The sequence below is a fragment of the Flavobacterium lacus genome (genome assembly GCF_003268815.1).
GTDB classification, from domain to species: Bacteria; Bacteroidota; Bacteroidia; order Flavobacteriales; family Flavobacteriaceae; genus Flavobacterium; species Flavobacterium lacus.
Genome location: NZ_QLSV01000006.1, coordinates 23,130 through 40,925, shown reverse-complemented (window position 1 = coordinate 40,925; position 17,796 = coordinate 23,130). Strand labels below are relative to the sequence as shown.

The following is a 17,796-nucleotide window of genomic DNA, read 5'->3' as shown; positions in this document are numbered from 1 at the left end:
AAAACAGTGTAAAATTGGTTATTCTACCGTAACCGATTTGGCTAAATTTCTTGGTTGATCCACATTACAACCTCTCATTACTGCAATGTGATACGATAGTAGTTGCAACGGAATGGTCGTTAATAATGGAGAAAGGGCATCAGACGTCTCAGGAATTTCGATCACGTGATCGGCTAATTCTCGTACTTGTGTATCTCCTTTTGTAACTACTGCAATAATTTTTCCACTTCTGGATTTTATTTCCTGGATATTACTGACAACTTTATCATAATGTCCCATTTTTGGGGCAATAACAACCACCGGCATCGATTCATCAATTAAGGCGATTGGTCCGTGTTTCATTTCTGCGGCAGGATAACCTTCAGCATGAATATAAGATATCTCTTTTAATTTCAATGCTCCTTCTAATGCAACCGGAAAATTATATCCTCTACCTAAATATAAACAATTTGGAGAATCTTTATAAATTCCTGCAATTTCTTTGGCGATATCGTTGGTTTCAAGAGCTTCAGCTACTTTGTCCGGTATCATTTCTAATTCTAGTAAATAACGGTGATAGTCAGAATTTGACATCGTTCCTTTTGCTTTTGCTAAACGTAAAGCTATCAGCGTTAAAACGGTGATTTGCGTTGTAAAGGCTTTAGTTGAAGCTACGCCAATTTCCGGACCGGCATGCGTATATGCACCCGCATCGGTTTCTCTTGAAATGGAAGAACCAACCACATTACAAACACCAAAAACAAATGCACCGTTTTCTTTGGCCAACTTGATTGCGGCTAATGTATCGGCTGTTTCACCGGATTGCGAAATAGCCACAACAATGTCTTTTTTATTGATAATTGGATTTCTATATCTAAATTCTGAAGCATATTCTACTTCCACGGGAATTCTTGCAAATTCTTCAAAAATGTATTCGGCAACCAAACCGGCATGCCATGAAGTTCCACAGGCAACGATTATAATACGCTCCGCATTGAGGAATTTTTCTAAATTATCTTCAATTCCGGCCATTTGAATGATTCCTTTGTTAGAAAGTAATCTTCCTCGGTAGGTATCTTTTATAACACTTGGTTGCTCATAGATTTCTTTAAGCATAAAATGATCGTAGCCTCCTTTTTCGATTTGTTCCAAGTTCATTTTTAACTCTTGAACATACGGATCTACTAAGGTATCATCCTTAATTTTACGAACTTTGATTGGTTTGTGTAAACGAACAATCGCCATTTCTTCATCTTCCAAATAAATAGCATTCGAAGTATATTCGATAAATGGTGAGGCATCAGAAGCAACAAAAAATTCGCCATCACCTATTCCAATCGCTAACGGACTACCTAAACGAGCTACTACAATCTCATCTGGTTTATTTTTATCAAAAACAGCAATTGCATAGGCTCCAACAACTTGGTTTAAGGCAACTTGAACTGCTTTTCCTAATTTTAGATTTTCTTTTTTCTGAACGTCTTCAATAAGGTTTACTAAAACCTCTGTATCAGTATCAGAATGAAAAACGAAACCTCTTTTGATTAATTCCTTTTTTAGCGGTTCATAATTTTCAATAATTCCGTTGTGAATAATGGCAATATTTCCAGAATTTGATAAATGTGGATGAGAATTCACATCATTTGGCACGCCGTGAGTTGCCCAACGGGTGTGACCCATTCCGATAGAACCAAAAAAATTATTGTCTTTTGCTGAAACTTCTTCTAAGTCTGTTACTTTTCCTTTTGTTTTCGAAATTTTAAGGTCGTTGCCGTCATGAAGCATGATTCCGGCACTGTCGTAACCTCTATATTCTAAACGCTTTAATCCTTTAATTACAATTGAATAAGCGTCTCTTTTTCCAATATATCCAACAATTCCACACATATGTTTAACTATTTAGTCAGGTTTAGTATAGTAAATTTCTAATTTCAATCTTTGCTCCAAAGATACAGAAGATTTACTTCCGTACAACACAGTGCCCAAGGGATTCATTATCGATGCAATTGGCACCTCTTTAATGCCCGTTGTTGTTTGATTTTTTAATTTATAATTTCCAACATTTCCAATTGCTTCGGTAACAACCAAACCTAATCTAACATTCTTAAAATCAGGGTTCTTAAGCAGATTAGCAATATGGTTAGTGATTCTAATTTTGTAGGACACTCCTTTACCATCCTCCAGTCTAATGATTCCGCCGTGAATTGATTTTCCAAATTTTGGTTTTGTAGAATTGGTTGTGAAATCATTAGTATAATCGATCAAAGGAATTTTGTTGTCTAAATCATACAGGTAAATTCTATTTGGTTCGACATTGTTGCCCATTGCATCGCGATCAATTCTAAAGGTTAAATTAGCCTCGTTAATCAACCATCCGTTGGCTCTATACTGTTCTAACTCTGCAGACTCTCCATCTTCATCGCGATTAAATAAGTTAATCACGGCCATCGAACCTGCTCCCCCATTTATATATAATTTTTCATCGCCTTGCACCGCATCAGCAGCAGCTAATGCATTAGAATAATTTGTGCTTCTTTCTTGATTTGTTAAACAAACCGTATTTCCGGTAAGAGAAAGTTCTAACGTTTTCTTTTCCCTACCATCAGTTTCTGGAAGATTGTCGTCATCTTGCTCGTATTTTATAGTAATTTTTCCCCCGGTAAAATTAATCATGGCAAGACTATTTCCATTCGGCTCAACCTCTGAGGCTTCAACTTTAAAATAAAGGCCTCGGAAATATTCGCTAAAAACGTTATTTGTCACCAACTTATTTTGGTTATACCCGCCAATAATTTTCTTTTGAAAGAAATCTTTATTTAATGTCAAATAAATACCGGGTGCCGATTTTGTTGTCGTTTCGTCATCACCCTCTCCTGTTGTTACTGAAATTTCCGCTGGATTAAAGAAAAATTGGTCGTTTTCTGCAACGTTCGTAGAATTATTGAGACGTTCTCCATTTGGAATAGATGTTCCATCTGACGCAGCTCCTCTTTTGTTGTTTTCAAAATCGGACATCTGATCCGAATAATATCGTTGTGCTTCAGTAAATTGGGTATTTGGATCAAAATCTCTTAAAAAATAGCCATTTTCAAAGACACTAAGTTTTAACTTAGACGCACCATAAACAGAATCTAACTCGTAGGTCGCAACTCCTTCAGAATCGGTTGTGCCTTTTCTGCTAAAATAAGGAATATAAAGAATTACTTCCTCAATTACCGGGTTTGGGTTAAACGTTTGAGCAGTAGTACCTGGTAATGAAACTTGTGTTACAAAATGGGCGGTAGTTTTGCCAAACGCTGTATTATTATAAATTCCCAAGGGGTTTATAACAAGATTATTGGTCTGTGCAGCCCCTAAATCTTGATTATAAGCAACCACAGTAGCATCAATATCTTTTATCCCAAATTGAAAATGGTCGTCACCAATTACGCTTCCTCCAATTGTATTAAAATCTTTATCACAAGAAAAAAGCAACAAAGCAAGTGCTGCAATAGATGTATATTGTGTTAATTTTTTTGAAATCATATAAAATAAATAAAATTTAAAGAACCTTGTTTTTATAGAAATTTGTGTAATGCTCAGGATAGTCCTCTTTCGGGACGAAAGGTAAAAAAGGTTTTCCTGTTGCTTCTATAAATTTTGTTAAACTTGAAGACACGTTTTCAGAAGCAACTATCACTGCATCAGAGTGTTCTATAGCCGCTTTAATTAGATTTTCATAATTTGGTTGTTCTAAAACGGAAATAGATTCGTGTGGAACGCCATCAAATTTTATTTTATTGATTAATTCTAAATCTAAATTCCCGTCAAAAGATTGAGCATAAACAGAAGTTACAATTTTTGTATCCGAAAAAAGAGCTTCATCTTTATAATAATGTTTCATATAAACCGGCAAAAGCGATGCCAACCAACCATGCACATGAATGATATCCGGAACCCAATTTAATTTTTTTACTGTTTCTACAACTCCTTTAGCAAAAAAGATGGCCCTTTCATCATTATCGGCATACATTTTTCCTTCTTCATCCGTAAAAGTTGCTTTGCGTTTAAAGTATTCGTCATTATCAATAAAATAGACTTGAATTCGTTCTTTTGGTATGGATGCTACTTTTATAATCAACGGCATGTCTAAATCATTCACCACCAAATTCATTCCAGACAATCGTATTACCTCATGCAATTGATGTCTTCTCTCATTGATATTTCCGTACCGTGGCATAAAAATCCTTATTTGTCCACCCTGATCATTAATCATTTTTGGAACGTCATAAGACATAATCGAAACTTCATTTTCTGCTAAATAAGGCACTACCTCAGATGATACATACAATATCCTCTTATCCTCCATACGTTTTGAACTTTATTTATTAGGTTATAAAAACATGCAAAATTACAAAAATTAATGCAGATATTTAAGTAAAATAGTAAGTTTGCAACGAACTAATCAAATTTACATGCTCATTTTCAATAAACAAAGCGACCTTAAAGCCTATATGTTACCTTTTTGGACAGATCAAACCAGTATCGGATTTGTGCCAACCATGGGTGCCTTGCACGAGGGCCACCTGTCTTTGCTAAGAAAAGCACTACAAGAAAACAAGTTGGTGATGATAAGTATTTTTGTAAACCCAACGCAATTCAATAATCCTGAAGATTTGGAAAATTATCCAAGAACCCTTGATAGAGATGTTCAGAAAATAGCTACATTGAGTGATAAAGTTGTTATTTATGCTCCTACTGTGGATGATATTTATAACGGAAAAACCGTTTCACAGTCCTTTAACTATGATGGCTTAGAACATCAAATGGAAGGAAAACATCGTCCCGGACATTTTGACGGAGTAGGAACAATTGTAAAGCGACTTTTTGAAATCGTACAACCAAAAAATGCCTATTTTGGGGAAAAAGATTTTCAACAATTACAAATTATTAAAAAATTGGCTCAAAAGTACAACATTCCGGTAAATGTAGTCGGCTGCCCCATCCATCGTGAAAAAAATGGCTTAGCGATGAGTTCCCGCAACGAACGCCTTTCTGAAGCCGAAAAAGAAGAGTCTGCTTTAATTTTCAAAACATTAACTACTGCCAAAAAAATATTTGGTACAAAATCTGCTAATGAAGTTTCGGATTTTGTTAAAAAAACATTTGAAATGCATCCTCAATTTTCATTAGAATATTTTCAAATTGCCGATGAAGCCACACTAAAACCTTGTTTACGTAGAGTGAAAAACAAAAAATACCGTGCTTTTATCGCTGTTTTTATCAACAACATTCGATTGATTGATACTATTTCATTAAATTAATTACCTTTGCACCATGCAAATTCAAGTTGTAAAATCCAAGATTCACCGCGTGAAGGTGACTGGAGCAGATTTAAATTATATCGGTAGCATTACTATCGACGAAGCCCTAATGGAAGCTTCAAACCTTGTAGAAGGGGAAAAAGTTTCAATCGTAAACATCAATAACGGTGAACGTTTAGAAACGTATGTGATTAAAGGAAATCGCAATAGCGGCGAAATTACTTTGAATGGACCGGCTGCACGAAAAGTTCAAAAAGGTGATATTATTATCATTATCGCTTATGGAATTTTAGATTTTGAAGAAGCCAAAACCTTCAAACCTTCCTTAGTATTTCCGAATGAAAACGACAATTCGTTAACCTAATCTTGAAACAGAAAATTGGTAAATGGCTTTCTATTTTACTTCCAATTTTGTTGGGATTGGCGTTGGTTATTTATACCTACAATAAGTTTACACCCAAACAAGTAGAAGAAATTAAACTACAGTTTAAAAATGCGGATTATTTCTACATTCTAATTTCCCTGTTAATTAGTGCCGTGGCTTTGTGGTCAAGAGGTTATCGTTGGAGATATACCTTAGAACATTTAGGCTATAAACCAAAAATTTCCACCAATGTCATGGCGGTTTGTATTGGCTATTTCATCAACATGTCTATTCCGCGTTCTGGCGAAGTTTCACGTGCTTTGATTCTCAAAAAATACGAAGATGTTCCGTTTGACAAGGCTTTCGGAACCATCATTGCCGAAAGAGTGGTAGATACTTTTTTCCTATTATCATTCATTGGTTTAGCTTTTTTTCTGGAATTTGATGTTTTAAAAGCATTTGTGTTGGATAAAATTCCATTTCAAAAATTAATAGTGATGTTAGGAATTGCAACAACTTTAATGATTGGTGTCATTTTGCTGTTCCGTTATTCTAAGTTTAAAGTAATACAAACAATCAAACAAAAAATTTCCGGTTTAATTGATGGTGTCTTCAGTATATGGAAAATGGAGAAAAAATGGGCTTTTCTATTTCATTCTTTATTGATTTGGGCAAGTTACTTTTTTATGTTTTACATTACCATTTTTGCCCTGCCGGAAACGAGTAACTTAAGTTTAAGCACAGTTGTCATTTCGTTTATCGTGGGCGGAATTGCCATTACTCTGACCAATTCGGGTTTCGGAGCCTATCCATTTTTGATGGCAGAAATTCTTCTACTTTACAATGTTCCCGAAACTGCCGGAACTGCTTTTGGTTGGTTGGTATGGACTTCACAAACCTTGATGGTGGTGATTTTAGGAACTCTTTCATTTTTATTGCTTCCCATTTTAAACAAAAACAAATAATTTACTATCTTGCTTTCGAATAAAATTAGGTTATTTACTTAATTTCCAAAACCGAAAACAGATGAAATTACCACAAATTCTTGCCGTTTTACTGTGCTCTTTGAGTTTTTATGCTCAAAAAACCGTTGAGTCCTTTTCTTCTCAAAAATTAGGCGGAGACAGAGACATTTACATCACACTTCCTCCCTCTTATGAAAAAGATAAAAATCAAAAATTTCCTTTATTGCTCGTTTTGGATGGCGAATATTTGTTTGATCCTTTTCAAGGAGCTCTGAAATTTGGAAATTATTGGGATGATTTACCGGAAGTAATTTTAGTAGGGATTTCACAAAATAAACAAGATGAACGTTATGCCGACAGTGAATATGATGAAGAAAGTGGTTTGCCAATTGAAACCGGAGCCAATTTTTTTGATTTTATAGGTACTGAATTAATGCCTTATTTGCAAAAAACATACCGAATTGCACCTTTCAAAATTATTGCCGGACACGATACAACGGCAGGTTTTTTAAATTTCTTTTTATATAAAGAAAATCCGCTTTTTGACGCCTATATCTCTCTGAGTCCGGAATTTGCTTTAGACATGGAAAACAGAATTCCTGAACGATTAAATGCAATTACTAAACCAATTTATTACTATCAATCTACCGCGGATGGTGATTTGAATAAAATTCAAAAACGCATCAAAGAGCTCGATGAAAAAGTAAAAGCTATCAAAAAAGAAACGTTGAATTATAAGTTTGATGAATTTTTGGGAGCTTCACATTATTCATTGGTTTTACACTCGATTCCAAATGCATTGTATCAATTTTTTGCGGTTTATCAACCCATTACAGTATATGAATTTAATGAAAAAATTGTGAAATTAGAATCAGGTTATGTCGAGTACCTAAAACAAAAATATGATGCTTTGGAAAAATCATTAAACATAAAAATGCCCATTCGTTTAAATGATTTTAAAGCCGTTGAGGCGGCAATTTTAAAAAATAAAGCCTATAATGAATTTGATGAACTTTCTATTTTGGCCGATAAATATTATAAAAAAACAATGCTTCCCGATTATCACATGGCGTTGATGTATGAGAAAAAAGAGGATTATAAAAGAGCACAAAAATACTATCTAAGTGCTTTTCAAAAAGAACCCATAGGCGATTTAGACAAAGATATGATGTATGATAAATCGGAAGAAATGAAGAAACTATTGAAATAATGGCGAAAGTTAAAACCTCTTTTTTTTGCCAAAATTGCGGCACCCAATATTCTAAATGGCAAGGCCAATGTCATGCGTGTAATGAATGGAACACCATTGTAGAAGAAGTAATTCAAAAAGAAGAAAAGTCATCTTGGAAACCTTCATCAACCGAAACTAAAAAAGCGCCTAAACCACTCCGAATCAGCGACATTGATTCCACACAAGAAATTCGTTTAGATACCACAGATGGCGAATTAAACCGAGTGCTTGGTGGCGGATTAGTCCCAGGCTCACTAACCCTTTTAGGCGGCGAACCCGGCATTGGAAAAAGTACGCTTTTGTTGCAAATATCCTTAAAATTACCATATAAAACCTTATATGTTTCAGGCGAAGAAAGTCAGAAACAGATAAAAATGCGTGCCGAACGGATTACACCAAACGGCGATAATTGTTTTATTCTAACCGAAACCAAAACGCAAAATATCTTTAAACAAATTCAGGAAATTGAACCTGAAATTGTAATTATTGACTCCATTCAAACGTTGCATACCGATTATATTGAATCGACTGCCGGAAGTATTTCCCAAATTCGGGAATGCTCGGCAGAACTGATCAAATTTGCCAAAGAAACGAATGTTCCGGTACTTTTAATTGGTCACATTACGAAAGACGGAACGATTGCAGGCCCCAAAATTCTGGAACACATGGTGGATACCGTTTTGCAATTTGAAGGTGATCGAAATCATGTGTACCGAATCCTTCGTTCACTCAAAAACCGTTTTGGTTCTACAGCAGAAATTGGAATTTATGAAATGCAAGGTTCAGGCTTACGCGAAGTGGCCAATCCATCTGAAATACTGATTTCGCATAAAGACGAAGAACTTTCCGGAACGGCCATTGCATCAACTTTAGAAGGCATGCGACCATTGATGATAGAAATTCAAGCCTTAGTCAGCACCGCAGTTTACGGAACGCCGCAACGCAGCACCACCGGTTACAATGCCAAACGACTCAATATGATTTTGGCGGTTTTAGAAAAACGTGCCGGATTTCGTTTGGGAGCAAAAGACGTTTTTTTAAATGTGACAGGTGGAATTTCTGTGGATGACCCAGCGATTGATTTGGCAGTAGTAGCAGCAATTTTATCTTCAAACGAAGATATTCCGGTTGGAAAGGATTTTTGCTTTGCCGGAGAAGTAGGCTTAGCCGGCGAAATTCGTCCCGTGAACCGAGTAGAACAACGCATTTTGGAAGCGGAAAAATTAGGTTTTTCGACGATTTTTGTCTCGAAATACAATAAAATTTCGTTAAAAGAAACGTTGATTCAAGTGAAATTAGTGGCGAAAATTGAAGATGTGGTGGGGGAATTGTTTGGGTAAATCAGCTCAAATTGACAAAGTCATTTTCAATCCTAGTTATGATTTTTTCTGAAATTTCTACTTCTTTTGCAATCAATTGCCAATGTGAAGTGACTTTTTCAATTTCTTCAACAATTCCTTTTGGATTTTTAATCGCATATTCTTCTGCAATCAGTAAAACATCTTTTAAATTGATATTTTGACGTTTGTTATTGATGGATAACGCTCTTGAAACAGAAGTGTAATTTAATAGCGGATTTAAAGCAAACGTCACATCATAAGCCGGAGCTAAATGCCAATTATTCTCCTCTTTATTGTAGATAAAACTGTGATTTTTTAAATGGTCGTCTATATTTTGAAAGACCAAATTAAAAACCATTCGTTTAAAAAGTTCTTGTAAATCTTTGTGTGGCACCTTTAAAGAAGCAGCCAATTTAAACACGTTTTCATAACTGGATTGTTCCGGTTTTGTAAAATCCCAACCGGTTAAACCGGAAGCAGTTAATACGTGTTGCTTTTCGCCTTTTTCTCTGTCATAGCGAAGGGTTGCAAAATGTTTGTTATCAATCAATTTAGAAGGCATCATTTCTATTCCGGCCTTTTGAGCCAGTAAATAATAAGCATATTCCACCTTTTCCTGATGATAAGGAGCTTGTTCAGGCAAATGCAATTTAACCAAATAATGAAAATAATCAGTTGAAAAATGTTTATCCCCTGCTACGATTTGCCCCGTTTTTTTATGTTCTGCAATTAAAATTTTTGGTCTAGCTCCACCCGCTGAAGTTCCAATTTTGAAGATATTTAACAAAGCTAAATCATTCAACACATTTTCAGTAGTTTCTTCTTTTAATTGCATTATTTTTTCAAGTACCTGCACCATTTCGTTGATATCAATAGCCGCTGAATCAGGTAAATCTTGAATCGGACGATATTCTAGTGCTCCCATTCCTCGATTGGCAACATAGGTCAATTGCTCCAATGGCGAAATCTTTTTGTTGGGTTCTTTCCTCGAAAACCATTCTTGAAAAATAATATTACCAAAAACATCGGGTAACGAATCGGCAATCATCGGTGGAAGCCCACGAAATGTTTCGCCTTCAAATTGGGTAAAAACCTGAACGGGCTTAATGCGTTTGAAAATAAAAGGAAATACGTTTGAAAACTTTCCGGAATCTAAAAATTCAGCATTGTACTGAAAATAACATTTTTTTTGATCAGCATCATACCCCAATTTACCAATTTCTATTCCAAAAAAATCTACTGCTATTAAAGGTGTTGCTGCCATAATTAGTAAAGTGAAAGTGGATCTGATGAAGAATGCTTTAAGGATTGAACACCTTCAAAAATAGTTTCCAACAAATGAAAATGATTGGCCATTTTGAGTAAATTATCTAAAGTTACATTTTTGCCGCTTTCAATGTTTTGAATGGTAGCTCTCGACATTTGCAAAGCATCTGCCAATTGTTCTCGGGTAAGGTTAAATTCCTTTCTTTTGGCCTTACAAAGTTGTCCGATTTGGATTTTGACTTCTTTTATGGATATGGAGTTAATCATAAAAATACCATTATATTATTCAAAAATAGTAGTTTTTGAATAAATATACTAATTTAATGGTATTTATTTAAACATCTTCAAAAACTCCTCCTTATAACCCACCGAAATCTCAATCTCTGTTTCATCAAAAAGCGTGACATAACCGCCCAGCGATTTGTGATACGATTTCACAAAATTCAAATTGATGATGTGCGATTTATGCACTCGCATAAACGGAAAATCTAACATTTCATCAAAGTGTTTCAAAAAACGACAAACCATTTTTTTGGTTCCATCAGACAGATGAATGTCGGTAAAGTTGCCATTGCCACGCAAACGAACGATTTCTTCCATTTTCACCACTTCAAATCCTTCTAACGTGGGTAAAATGACTTGTTGCTTCTCGATTTTGGGTTCGCGAAAGTTTTGTACGATGATTTGATTTCGGTTAAACAAATCCTGCTTCATTAATTGTTGTTGGACTTTGTTTACAGCCAAAATCAATTCTTCAATGCTGATGGGTTTCAACAAATAATACGCCGCACTTTGGTTCAACGCTTTCAACGAATATTCGGAAAAAGCGGTGACAAAAATGGTTTCAAAATGCAAGTCTTTGCAGCCTTCCAACACATCAAACGCATTGCCAAACGGCATTTCTACATCCAAAAAAACCAATTGCGGTTGTAGTTCGTGCAACAGCGGAATCGCTTCCCGACTATTTTGTGCTTCGCCAATGATTTCGATTTGCGGACAATATTTGGCCAAGTAATTTTTCAACGCTTCGCGAGCAGCCGATTCATCTTCGACAATGACACTTTTTATTTTTTGAAAATCGTTCATGCTGGCTTAGTGGTTTTAGAAAAATAAAGCGTGACTAATGTTCCGTTTCCATCTGTTCCCGACGAAATGGTATACGAAATCTGTTGATGATACAAATCGTTCAGCAAATTAATCCGTTCTTCCACATTGTTCAAGCCTCTGGATTCGTGCACTTTTTGATTTTGTGTTTTCAGTTCGCGACTTTTTTCGACACCAATACCGTCATCTTCAATTGAAACTTTGATCAATTGATTTTCTTCCGCAAAAGTTACTTTCAACTTTCCTATGGTTTCTCGGTAACGCAAACCGTGCCAAATGGCGTTTTCTAAATGCGGCTGAATCAACATATTCGGGACTAAAATCGCATCCGAATCCAACTTTTCATCCACCACAATTTCATAAACAAATTTGTCCTGAAAACGCAAATGTTCCAAATCCAAATACTTCTTAATCTGCTCTAATTCGCTGTATAACGAAATAAAATCTTTGTTCGATGTTTCCATCATATTACGCATCAAATTAGAATACGAAGTCAAATATTTATTGGCTTCCAACTCATTATTTTGAGCAATAAATTGGTTCACACTATTCAAACTGTTAAAAATAAAATGCGGATTCATTTCCCTCCGCAACGATTGCAAAGCAATTTTTTTATTCTTGGTTTTGATGGAAAACAACGCTTTTGCAATCAATCCCAATAAAATCAACATCAAAATCACCGAACCAATCAAGACATAATTGAACTTATTTTTCTTGGTAATCAACTCATCTTTTAAAGCCCGTTCTTTTTCCAATTGTTTGATTTTTTCTTCGGTAACTTGAAAAATCTTTGAATCCACCAATGAACTATCCGCTTGCACCATCCGATCAAAATCATTCAGAAATTTATCATACAATTCAATCGCTTTCGTTTGATTGCCTTGTTGTCTGTAATAATCCGAAAGAGCCAACATCGCTTTCTTCGCATCAAATGTCCGCCCGTTTTTTAATGCCAAATTATACGTTTCTTCCAACAAAACAATCGCATCGTCTTGATTTTCATTTTTAAAATATAAACCCGCCAACGTTTGCTGTTGCTCAATTTGTTGTGAAACACTTCCTAGTTTCTCTGCCTCGGTAATCGTGCTTTTCGTAATTTCAATGGCTTTATCTAAATTGTTTTCAGAAGCATACACTTTCGAAATCTCGCTTTTCAATTTTAGCACTTCTTCCGGTTTATCTTTAGAAACGGCAATTGCTTTTTCATAATTTTCAATCGCCATGCCTTTGTTTTCCGATTTTAAATCGACTTCTGCTTTTTGTTTATAGACTTCGGCAGCTTCCTCCTTTTTACCTTCCTTCTCTAAAATTTTAATATTGGAATCTAAATAATCCGCTTGAACTCGTGGATTGGTGTTCTGCAAACGACTCGCATCATTCGAATTTACCCTCGAATAACCCACTTCCACCGCTTCTTCACTCGCCGATTGATAACTAACAATGGCTTCTTTTACTTTATTCTGCCTCTCCTGAATTTGAGCAATCGAACGTGTTGTACTCGCTATTTTATCTTTATTCTTTTGCTTTTGATAAATCGGCAAAGCTCTTTTCAGATAATCTTCTGCTTTAGCGTAATCACCTTTTTTATCCAACTCGTTAGCCAATTCCACATATTTATCCGCTGTGGCAGTAGGATTACTTTCTGATAAAGTTTCCTTCAGTTCAATGGCTTTTTTGCTCACCGAAGTTTTTCCCAATTTGGTTTTAGTAGTGTCTTGAGCCACCATCACCAAAGGAAAAAGCAAAGCAAACAGTATTATTTTCAGTCGATTATACATCTCATTTATATTATAGTGTAAAGTACGAAAATAAAATCGGGTTTAAAAAACGATTTCACCAAGTCAGAAATGGGTTTCACCAAGTGGATCAAAGTTGAATTGTCTTGTCAAGTAATTTTATCAAAAAATAAAAACAAAATCATTTTTTACAGATGATAAAAATAGCCACTGATTCACTGATTTTTTAGCATATCATCAAAAATAATCAGCGAATCAGCGGCCAAAAAAATTAATAACAATCAAAATCAATACAATATGAAAACAAAAATCATGCTAGGAATATCTGCTTTAGTAAGTTGTGTTCCGTTTATTTATTTGTTGGGAAATGATTCTGAACCAACAAAAGAATTGCTTCCCAAAAAAGAAATCGCTCAACGGAAAATTGTGGAAGACGATGAAAAACCCTGTGTTTTTATGTCCTTAATGGGCGAACAATCCGTTGAAGGTGCTGCCGTTGTAAAATCAAGCAAGAAATTTGAAGAAACCATCTCCAAAGGCGAATTATGGCTCATTCAAGCCCAAAATCCCGATGGCGGTTGGGGAGCCGGTTCCCGAAACAATCAAAAAGAAAGAAATCCGCACGCTGTATCTTCCGATCCTGCCACTACAGCTATGTCGGCGATGGCGTTGTACCGTTGTGGTTTTTCAATGGAAAAAGGCGAGCACAAAGAAACCCTTAAAAAATCGGTTTTATTTCTATTGAATGAAATCGATAAAAACCAAAACTCCCCTTACATCACACAAATAAGAGGAACACAAATTCAGGGAAAATTAGGCGAACACATTGATGCCATTCTCACCTTGCAATTCTTTAATCAATTGCTTCCAACAATAAAAGACGAATCAATGAAAACAAGAGTGAAAGACGGCATTCAAGTTTGTGTTGATAAGATTGAAAAATCAATGGGCGATTCCGGCAAAGTGGGAGGATCCGGTTGGGCAGGCGTTTTGCAATCGTCTTTTGCGAATTCGGGTTTAGAAATGGCATCTAAAAATAAAGACATCAAAGTAGATAAAGCAAAAATTCAGCAAGCCAGAGAATATCAAAAAAGCAATTACAACCCGCAGAGCGAATCAGCTAAAACCGAAGACGGAGCCGGAATCATGCTCTATGCCGTGAGCAGTTCGGTGAGAAACAGTGCCGAAGAAGCCAAAGAAGCCGATCAACTCTTTAAAAAAGCCAAAGCAGAAGGTAAAATTGAACGCGATGCGGTTTTAAACGAACAAAATTTAGAACGTTTAGGCTATTCAAAAGAAAAAGCAAAGTCGTATGATGTGGCCAACAAAGTCTATCAATCGGCAAAAGTAACCGCCATGAAAGAAGATGTGTTATCCGGTTTTGGCAACAACGGCGGCGAAGAATTCCTAAGCTTCCTTCAAACCGGCGAGTCAATGATTGTGAACCAAGACGACGATTGGAAAAAATGGTACGACAATATCGGTGGGCGAATGATGCAAATTCAAAATGCAGACGGCAGCTGGAACGGTCATCACTGCATCACCAGTCCTGCGTTTTGCACGGCTACGTGTTTGATGATTCTTTCGGTGGAAAACGAAATCAACACACTTCAAAAATAATTTTAATTAACTTATAAATCCAACAGTATGAAAAATCTAATTTTAACCTTAACCCTTTTATCGTCTTGCTTGCTGTTTAGCAATTGCGAGAACAAAAAAGAAACTTTAGCGATCAATCAACAACCGGAACCAACGATGGTTGCAACAACCGACACCAAAATTCAAGTCGCTTTATTGTTAGACACGTCCTCCAGTATGGATGGTTTGATCGAACAAGCCAAATCGCGTTTATGGAACATCGTCAACACATTAACCACATTAAAATACGAAGGCAAAAGTCCCGAAATTCAAATTGCATTATACGAATACGGCAACAGCGGATTGAGTCTGCAATCCAATTACATTCGACAAATCACGCCGTTAACTACTGATTTAGATTTAATTTCAGAACAATTATTTGCCCTGCGAACCAATGGCGGAAGCGAATACTGCGGAGCCGTAATTAAAGAAGCTTCTGATAAATTGACCTGGGACGATAATCAAAAAAGCATGAAACTCGTGTATATTGCCGGTAACGAACCCTTTAATCAAGGTGGCGTTAACTATAAAGAAGCCATTGCCGATGCCTCGAAAAAAGACATTTTTATCAATACCATTTTCTGTGGCAACGCCGCCGAAGGCATTGCTACTTTTTGGAAAGACGGTGCCGATGTTGGCAAAGGAAAATACTTCAACATTGATTACAACGCCAAAGTTCGTTACATCGTGACGCCGTATGACGATCAGATTTCGCAATGCAATGTGCGGTTAAACACCACCTACATTGGCTACGGTTCGAAAGGAATCGAGAAAAAAAGAAGCCAAGAAGTGCAAGATGCCAATGCTCAATCGATATCCGGAGCCAATTATGCCGAGCGTTCCGTGAGTAAATCGAAAGAAGTATATAAAAACGACAGTTGGGATTTAGTGGATAAAGCCAAAAAAGACGATAAAGCAATTGAAAAACTTAAACCCGAAGAACTTCCGGCGGAGCTTAAAAACAAATCGAAAGAAGAAATAAAAACCATTGTGACTCAAAAGGCAAAAGAACGCGAAACCATTCAGAAAGAAATGGCGGAACTGGCCAAAAAGCGACAAGAATTTATTGACAACGAATCTAAAAATACCGCCTCGCAAGACGATTTAGGCAATGCCATGGCAAGTTCTATTCACAGTTTTGCCAAAGCAAAAGGCTATAAAGTGGTGAATTAATTTTAGTTGGATTGTAGTTAAACCACCTTGAAGTAATTTGGGGTGGTTTTTTTTGTAACCTGTTAATAATGAAAACTATTTAAAAAAAAATTACTATTTTTACGTAATCCAAAAACAAAAATACTATGAAAAAAATTCTACAATTAGGTGTTTTACTGTTTGCGTCGAGTGTTTTCTCGCAAACAATTGCTCTGCAAACATTTGCTTCCGGTTTTTCGAGTCCGGTTGCTATTGTGAATGCAGGTGATTCCCGTTTATTTGTGGTGCAACGAGGCGGTTTAATCCGTATTGTCAATGCAAACGGAACCATCAACACCACGCCATTTTTATCCTTATCATCTATCATTACAGCAGGCGGAGAACGCGGTTTGTTGGGCTTGGCTTTTCACCCTGATTATGCCACGAATGGTCGTTTTTATGTTAACTATACACGCTCTGGTGATGGTGCTACCGTGATTGCAAAATACACCGTAAGCACCACCGACCCTAACATAGCCAATCCTGCAAGTGCAGAAGTTTTATTAACTATTGCTCAGCCTTTTTCTAATCACAATGGCGGTTCACTTAATTTTGGTCCCGATGGTTATTTATATATTGGAATGGGCGACGGCGGAAGTGGTGGCGACCCGGATAATTACGGTCAAAACATCAACTCTTTGTTAGGAAAAATGCTTCGTATTGATGTGGATGTTGAATCAGGCTATGCAATTCCAGCAGATAATCCGTACGTGGGTGTAGCCGGTGCAGATGAAATTTGGGGTGTGGGAATGAGAAATCCTTGGAAATTTTCTTTTGATACCCAAACAGGCGATTTATGGATTGCCGATGTTGGTCAAAATGAACGTGAAGAAATCAATAAAGTTAGTGCTCCACTTACCGCTGGACTGAACTTTGGATGGCGTTGTTATGAGGCTAATATCCCCTACAATACAAATGGGTGTCAAAGTGCATCAAATTATTTCATGCCGGTAGCCAACTATAATCTGGGAAGTGGTAATTGTTCGATTACAGGAGGCTATGTTTATCGTGGTACTACGTATTCAAATATGGTGGGAAAATATTTTTTTGCAGACTATTGCTCCAACCGAATTGGCTGGGTGGGAAATAATGGAGGAACCATTACTTGGACAAGTGCTTTCGGCGGAAACTTTACCAGTTTTGGAGAAGATATAAACGGCGAATTATATGTGGCCGGAATTTCAAACGGAATTGTTTCTAGAATTATTGACACAAGCTTGAGCACTAATGATTTTGAGCAAAATGGGTTGAGTATATACCCTAATCCGGCTGAAAATTCATTTACCATCAAAAACGCTAATCTGTTGAATTTATATGAACTATCTATTTATGATTCGATGGGAAAAAGAGTGACCATCAAAAAAATGGATAATTTAGAGTCGACTACGGTTAGCATAGATAACCTTTCTCCGGGATTATATTTTGTTTCGGTGGAAGAACTAAATGGCGGTAGTTTTACGAGTAAATTGGTTGTGAAATAACATCTCGGAAATGGAACACGGACCTGCCTGCCGGCAGGTTGAACGGATTTGCTTTGCAAAACGCGAGTTTAAACAGATTTTGATAGCTTCGCTATAATGGATTAAAGCAGATTTGTTACTACTACTTAAGTGCAATAGTACTACGCCCTGTCTCCCTCTCCTTCGGAGAGGGCTGTGGTGACGTATTTTTAGCCACAA

Annotated in this window: 15 protein-coding genes; 8 read left to right on the top strand and 7 right to left on the bottom strand. The window is 36.4% G+C overall.

Translation table 11 applies throughout. The features are described 5' to 3' along the window. Window positions 1-18: 18 nt before the first annotated feature. Genes glmS through B0I10_RS07380 form a run of 3 tightly spaced genes read right to left on the bottom strand, consistent with a single transcriptional unit; the run spans window position 19 to window position 4,327 of the window. Window positions 19-1,866, bottom strand: a complete 1,848-nt coding sequence (gene glmS / locus B0I10_RS07390) for a glutamine--fructose-6-phosphate transaminase (isomerizing) (RefSeq protein ID WP_112085871.1) — start codon at window positions 1,864-1,866, stop codon at window positions 19-21. Between the two features lie 12 nt (window positions 1,867-1,878). After that, complete coding sequence (locus tag B0I10_RS07385) at window positions 1,879-3,504, bottom strand: DUF4270 domain-containing protein (protein WP_112085870.1); 1,626 nt, start codon at window positions 3,502-3,504, stop codon at window positions 1,879-1,881. Window positions 3,505-3,520: 16 nt separating this feature from the next. Then, a complete protein-coding gene (locus tag B0I10_RS07380; protein ID WP_112085869.1) occupies window positions 3,521-4,327 on the bottom strand; it encodes a glycogen/starch synthase in 807 nt (268 codons plus the stop codon). Between the two features lie 106 nt (window positions 4,328-4,433). Between B0I10_RS07380 and panC the strand changes: the two genes are divergently transcribed. The 5 genes from panC (at window position 4,434) to radA (ending at window position 9,182) form a co-directional block, all read left to right on the top strand. Further along, window positions 4,434-5,282 (top strand): pantoate--beta-alanine ligase, encoded by an 849-nt coding sequence (gene panC / locus B0I10_RS07375; protein WP_112085868.1) that lies wholly within the window; start codon window positions 4,434-4,436, stop codon window positions 5,280-5,282. A 13-nt stretch (window positions 5,283-5,295) separates the two neighbouring features. Further along, window positions 5,296-5,646 (top strand): aspartate 1-decarboxylase, encoded by a 351-nt coding sequence (gene panD / locus B0I10_RS07370; RefSeq protein ID WP_112085867.1) that lies wholly within the window; start codon window positions 5,296-5,298, stop codon window positions 5,644-5,646. Between the two features lie 2 nt (window positions 5,647-5,648). Further along, window positions 5,649-6,611: a lysylphosphatidylglycerol synthase transmembrane domain-containing protein gene (locus tag B0I10_RS07365; protein WP_112085866.1), complete on the top strand. Its 963-nt coding sequence runs from the start codon at window positions 5,649-5,651 to the stop codon at window positions 6,609-6,611. Window positions 6,612-6,672: 61 nt separating this feature from the next. Further along, entirely contained in the window at window positions 6,673-7,821 is a 1,149-nt protein-coding gene (locus tag B0I10_RS07360; RefSeq protein WP_112085865.1) for an alpha/beta hydrolase, read from the top strand. Next, the gene (gene radA, locus B0I10_RS07355; RefSeq protein WP_112085864.1) at window positions 7,821-9,182 is read left to right on the top strand and encodes a DNA repair protein RadA; all 1,362 of its coding nucleotides are present in this window, start codon (window positions 7,821-7,823) and stop codon (window positions 9,180-9,182) included. The genes B0I10_RS07360 and radA overlap by 1 nt, the downstream gene beginning before the upstream one ends. Window position 9,183: 1 nt before the next feature. Here radA and B0I10_RS07350 read toward each other — a convergent pair whose 3' ends face one another. From B0I10_RS07350 to B0I10_RS07335, 4 genes are all read right to left on the bottom strand, one after another. Next, a complete protein-coding gene (locus tag B0I10_RS07350; RefSeq protein WP_112085863.1) occupies window positions 9,184-10,446 on the bottom strand; it encodes a type II toxin-antitoxin system HipA family toxin in 1,263 nt (420 codons plus the stop codon). Between the two features lie 2 nt (window positions 10,447-10,448). Beyond that, the gene (locus B0I10_RS07345) at window positions 10,449-10,715 is read right to left on the bottom strand and encodes a helix-turn-helix domain-containing protein (RefSeq protein ID WP_112085862.1); all 267 of its coding nucleotides are present in this window, start codon (window positions 10,713-10,715) and stop codon (window positions 10,449-10,451) included. A 63-nt stretch (window positions 10,716-10,778) separates the two neighbouring features. Next, on the bottom strand, window positions 10,779-11,534 hold the full coding sequence (locus B0I10_RS07340) for a LytR/AlgR family response regulator transcription factor (RefSeq protein ID WP_112085861.1): 756 nt from the start codon (window positions 11,532-11,534) through the stop codon (window positions 10,779-10,781). Then, the gene (locus B0I10_RS07335; protein ID WP_112085860.1) at window positions 11,531-13,330 is read right to left on the bottom strand and encodes a tetratricopeptide repeat-containing sensor histidine kinase; all 1,800 of its coding nucleotides are present in this window, start codon (window positions 13,328-13,330) and stop codon (window positions 11,531-11,533) included. The genes B0I10_RS07340 and B0I10_RS07335 overlap by 4 nt, the downstream gene beginning before the upstream one ends. Window positions 13,331-13,585: 255 nt before the next feature. Here B0I10_RS07335 and B0I10_RS07330 point away from each other — a divergent pair, with 255 nt between their 5' ends. The 3 genes from B0I10_RS07330 to B0I10_RS07320 all read left to right on the top strand — a co-directional run bounded on the left by B0I10_RS07330 (window position 13,586) and on the right by B0I10_RS07320 (window position 17,598). Next, on the top strand, window positions 13,586-14,908 hold the full coding sequence (locus tag B0I10_RS07330) for an ATP synthase subunit B family protein (RefSeq protein ID WP_112085859.1): 1,323 nt from the start codon (window positions 13,586-13,588) through the stop codon (window positions 14,906-14,908). A 27-nt stretch (window positions 14,909-14,935) separates the two neighbouring features. Continuing rightward, entirely contained in the window at window positions 14,936-16,099 is a 1,164-nt protein-coding gene (locus tag B0I10_RS07325) for a vWA domain-containing protein (protein ID WP_112085858.1), read from the top strand. A 125-nt stretch (window positions 16,100-16,224) separates the two neighbouring features. Continuing rightward, window positions 16,225-17,598 (top strand): PQQ-dependent sugar dehydrogenase, encoded by a 1,374-nt coding sequence (locus B0I10_RS07320; RefSeq protein ID WP_112085857.1) that lies wholly within the window; start codon window positions 16,225-16,227, stop codon window positions 17,596-17,598. The last annotated feature ends 198 nt before the right edge of the window (window positions 17,599-17,796 follow it).

What these genes read in the sequence shown, in the direction of transcription:
- radA (WP_112085864.1), top strand. Translation starts at nt 7,821, where the DNA reads ATGGCGAAAGTTAAAACCTCTTTTTTTTGCCAAAATTGCGGCACCCAA.
- glmS (WP_112085871.1), bottom strand. Translation starts at nt 1,866, where the DNA reads ATGTGTGGAATTGTTGGATATATTGGAAAAAGAGACGCTTATTCAATT.
- panC (WP_112085868.1), top strand. Translation starts at nt 4,434, where the DNA reads ATGCTCATTTTCAATAAACAAAGCGACCTTAAAGCCTATATGTTACCT.
- B0I10_RS07330 (WP_112085859.1), top strand. Translation starts at nt 13,586, where the DNA reads ATGAAAACAAAAATCATGCTAGGAATATCTGCTTTAGTAAGTTGTGTT.
- B0I10_RS07380 (WP_112085869.1), bottom strand. Translation starts at nt 4,327, where the DNA reads ATGGAGGATAAGAGGATATTGTATGTATCATCTGAGGTAGTGCCTTAT.
- B0I10_RS07335 (WP_112085860.1), bottom strand. Translation starts at nt 13,330, where the DNA reads ATGTATAATCGACTGAAAATAATACTGTTTGCTTTGCTTTTTCCTTTG.
- B0I10_RS07345 (WP_112085862.1), bottom strand. Translation starts at nt 10,715, where the DNA reads ATGATTAACTCCATATCCATAAAAGAAGTCAAAATCCAAATCGGACAA.
- B0I10_RS07325 (WP_112085858.1), top strand. Translation starts at nt 14,936, where the DNA reads ATGAAAAATCTAATTTTAACCTTAACCCTTTTATCGTCTTGCTTGCTG.
- B0I10_RS07360 (WP_112085865.1), top strand. Translation starts at nt 6,673, where the DNA reads ATGAAATTACCACAAATTCTTGCCGTTTTACTGTGCTCTTTGAGTTTT.
- B0I10_RS07350 (WP_112085863.1), bottom strand. Translation starts at nt 10,446, where the DNA reads ATGGCAGCAACACCTTTAATAGCAGTAGATTTTTTTGGAATAGAAATT.
- B0I10_RS07320 (WP_112085857.1), top strand. Translation starts at nt 16,225, where the DNA reads ATGAAAAAAATTCTACAATTAGGTGTTTTACTGTTTGCGTCGAGTGTT.
- B0I10_RS07340 (WP_112085861.1), bottom strand. Translation starts at nt 11,534, where the DNA reads ATGAACGATTTTCAAAAAATAAAAAGTGTCATTGTCGAAGATGAATCG.
- panD (WP_112085867.1), top strand. Translation starts at nt 5,296, where the DNA reads ATGCAAATTCAAGTTGTAAAATCCAAGATTCACCGCGTGAAGGTGACT.
- B0I10_RS07385 (WP_112085870.1), bottom strand. Translation starts at nt 3,504, where the DNA reads ATGATTTCAAAAAAATTAACACAATATACATCTATTGCAGCACTTGCT.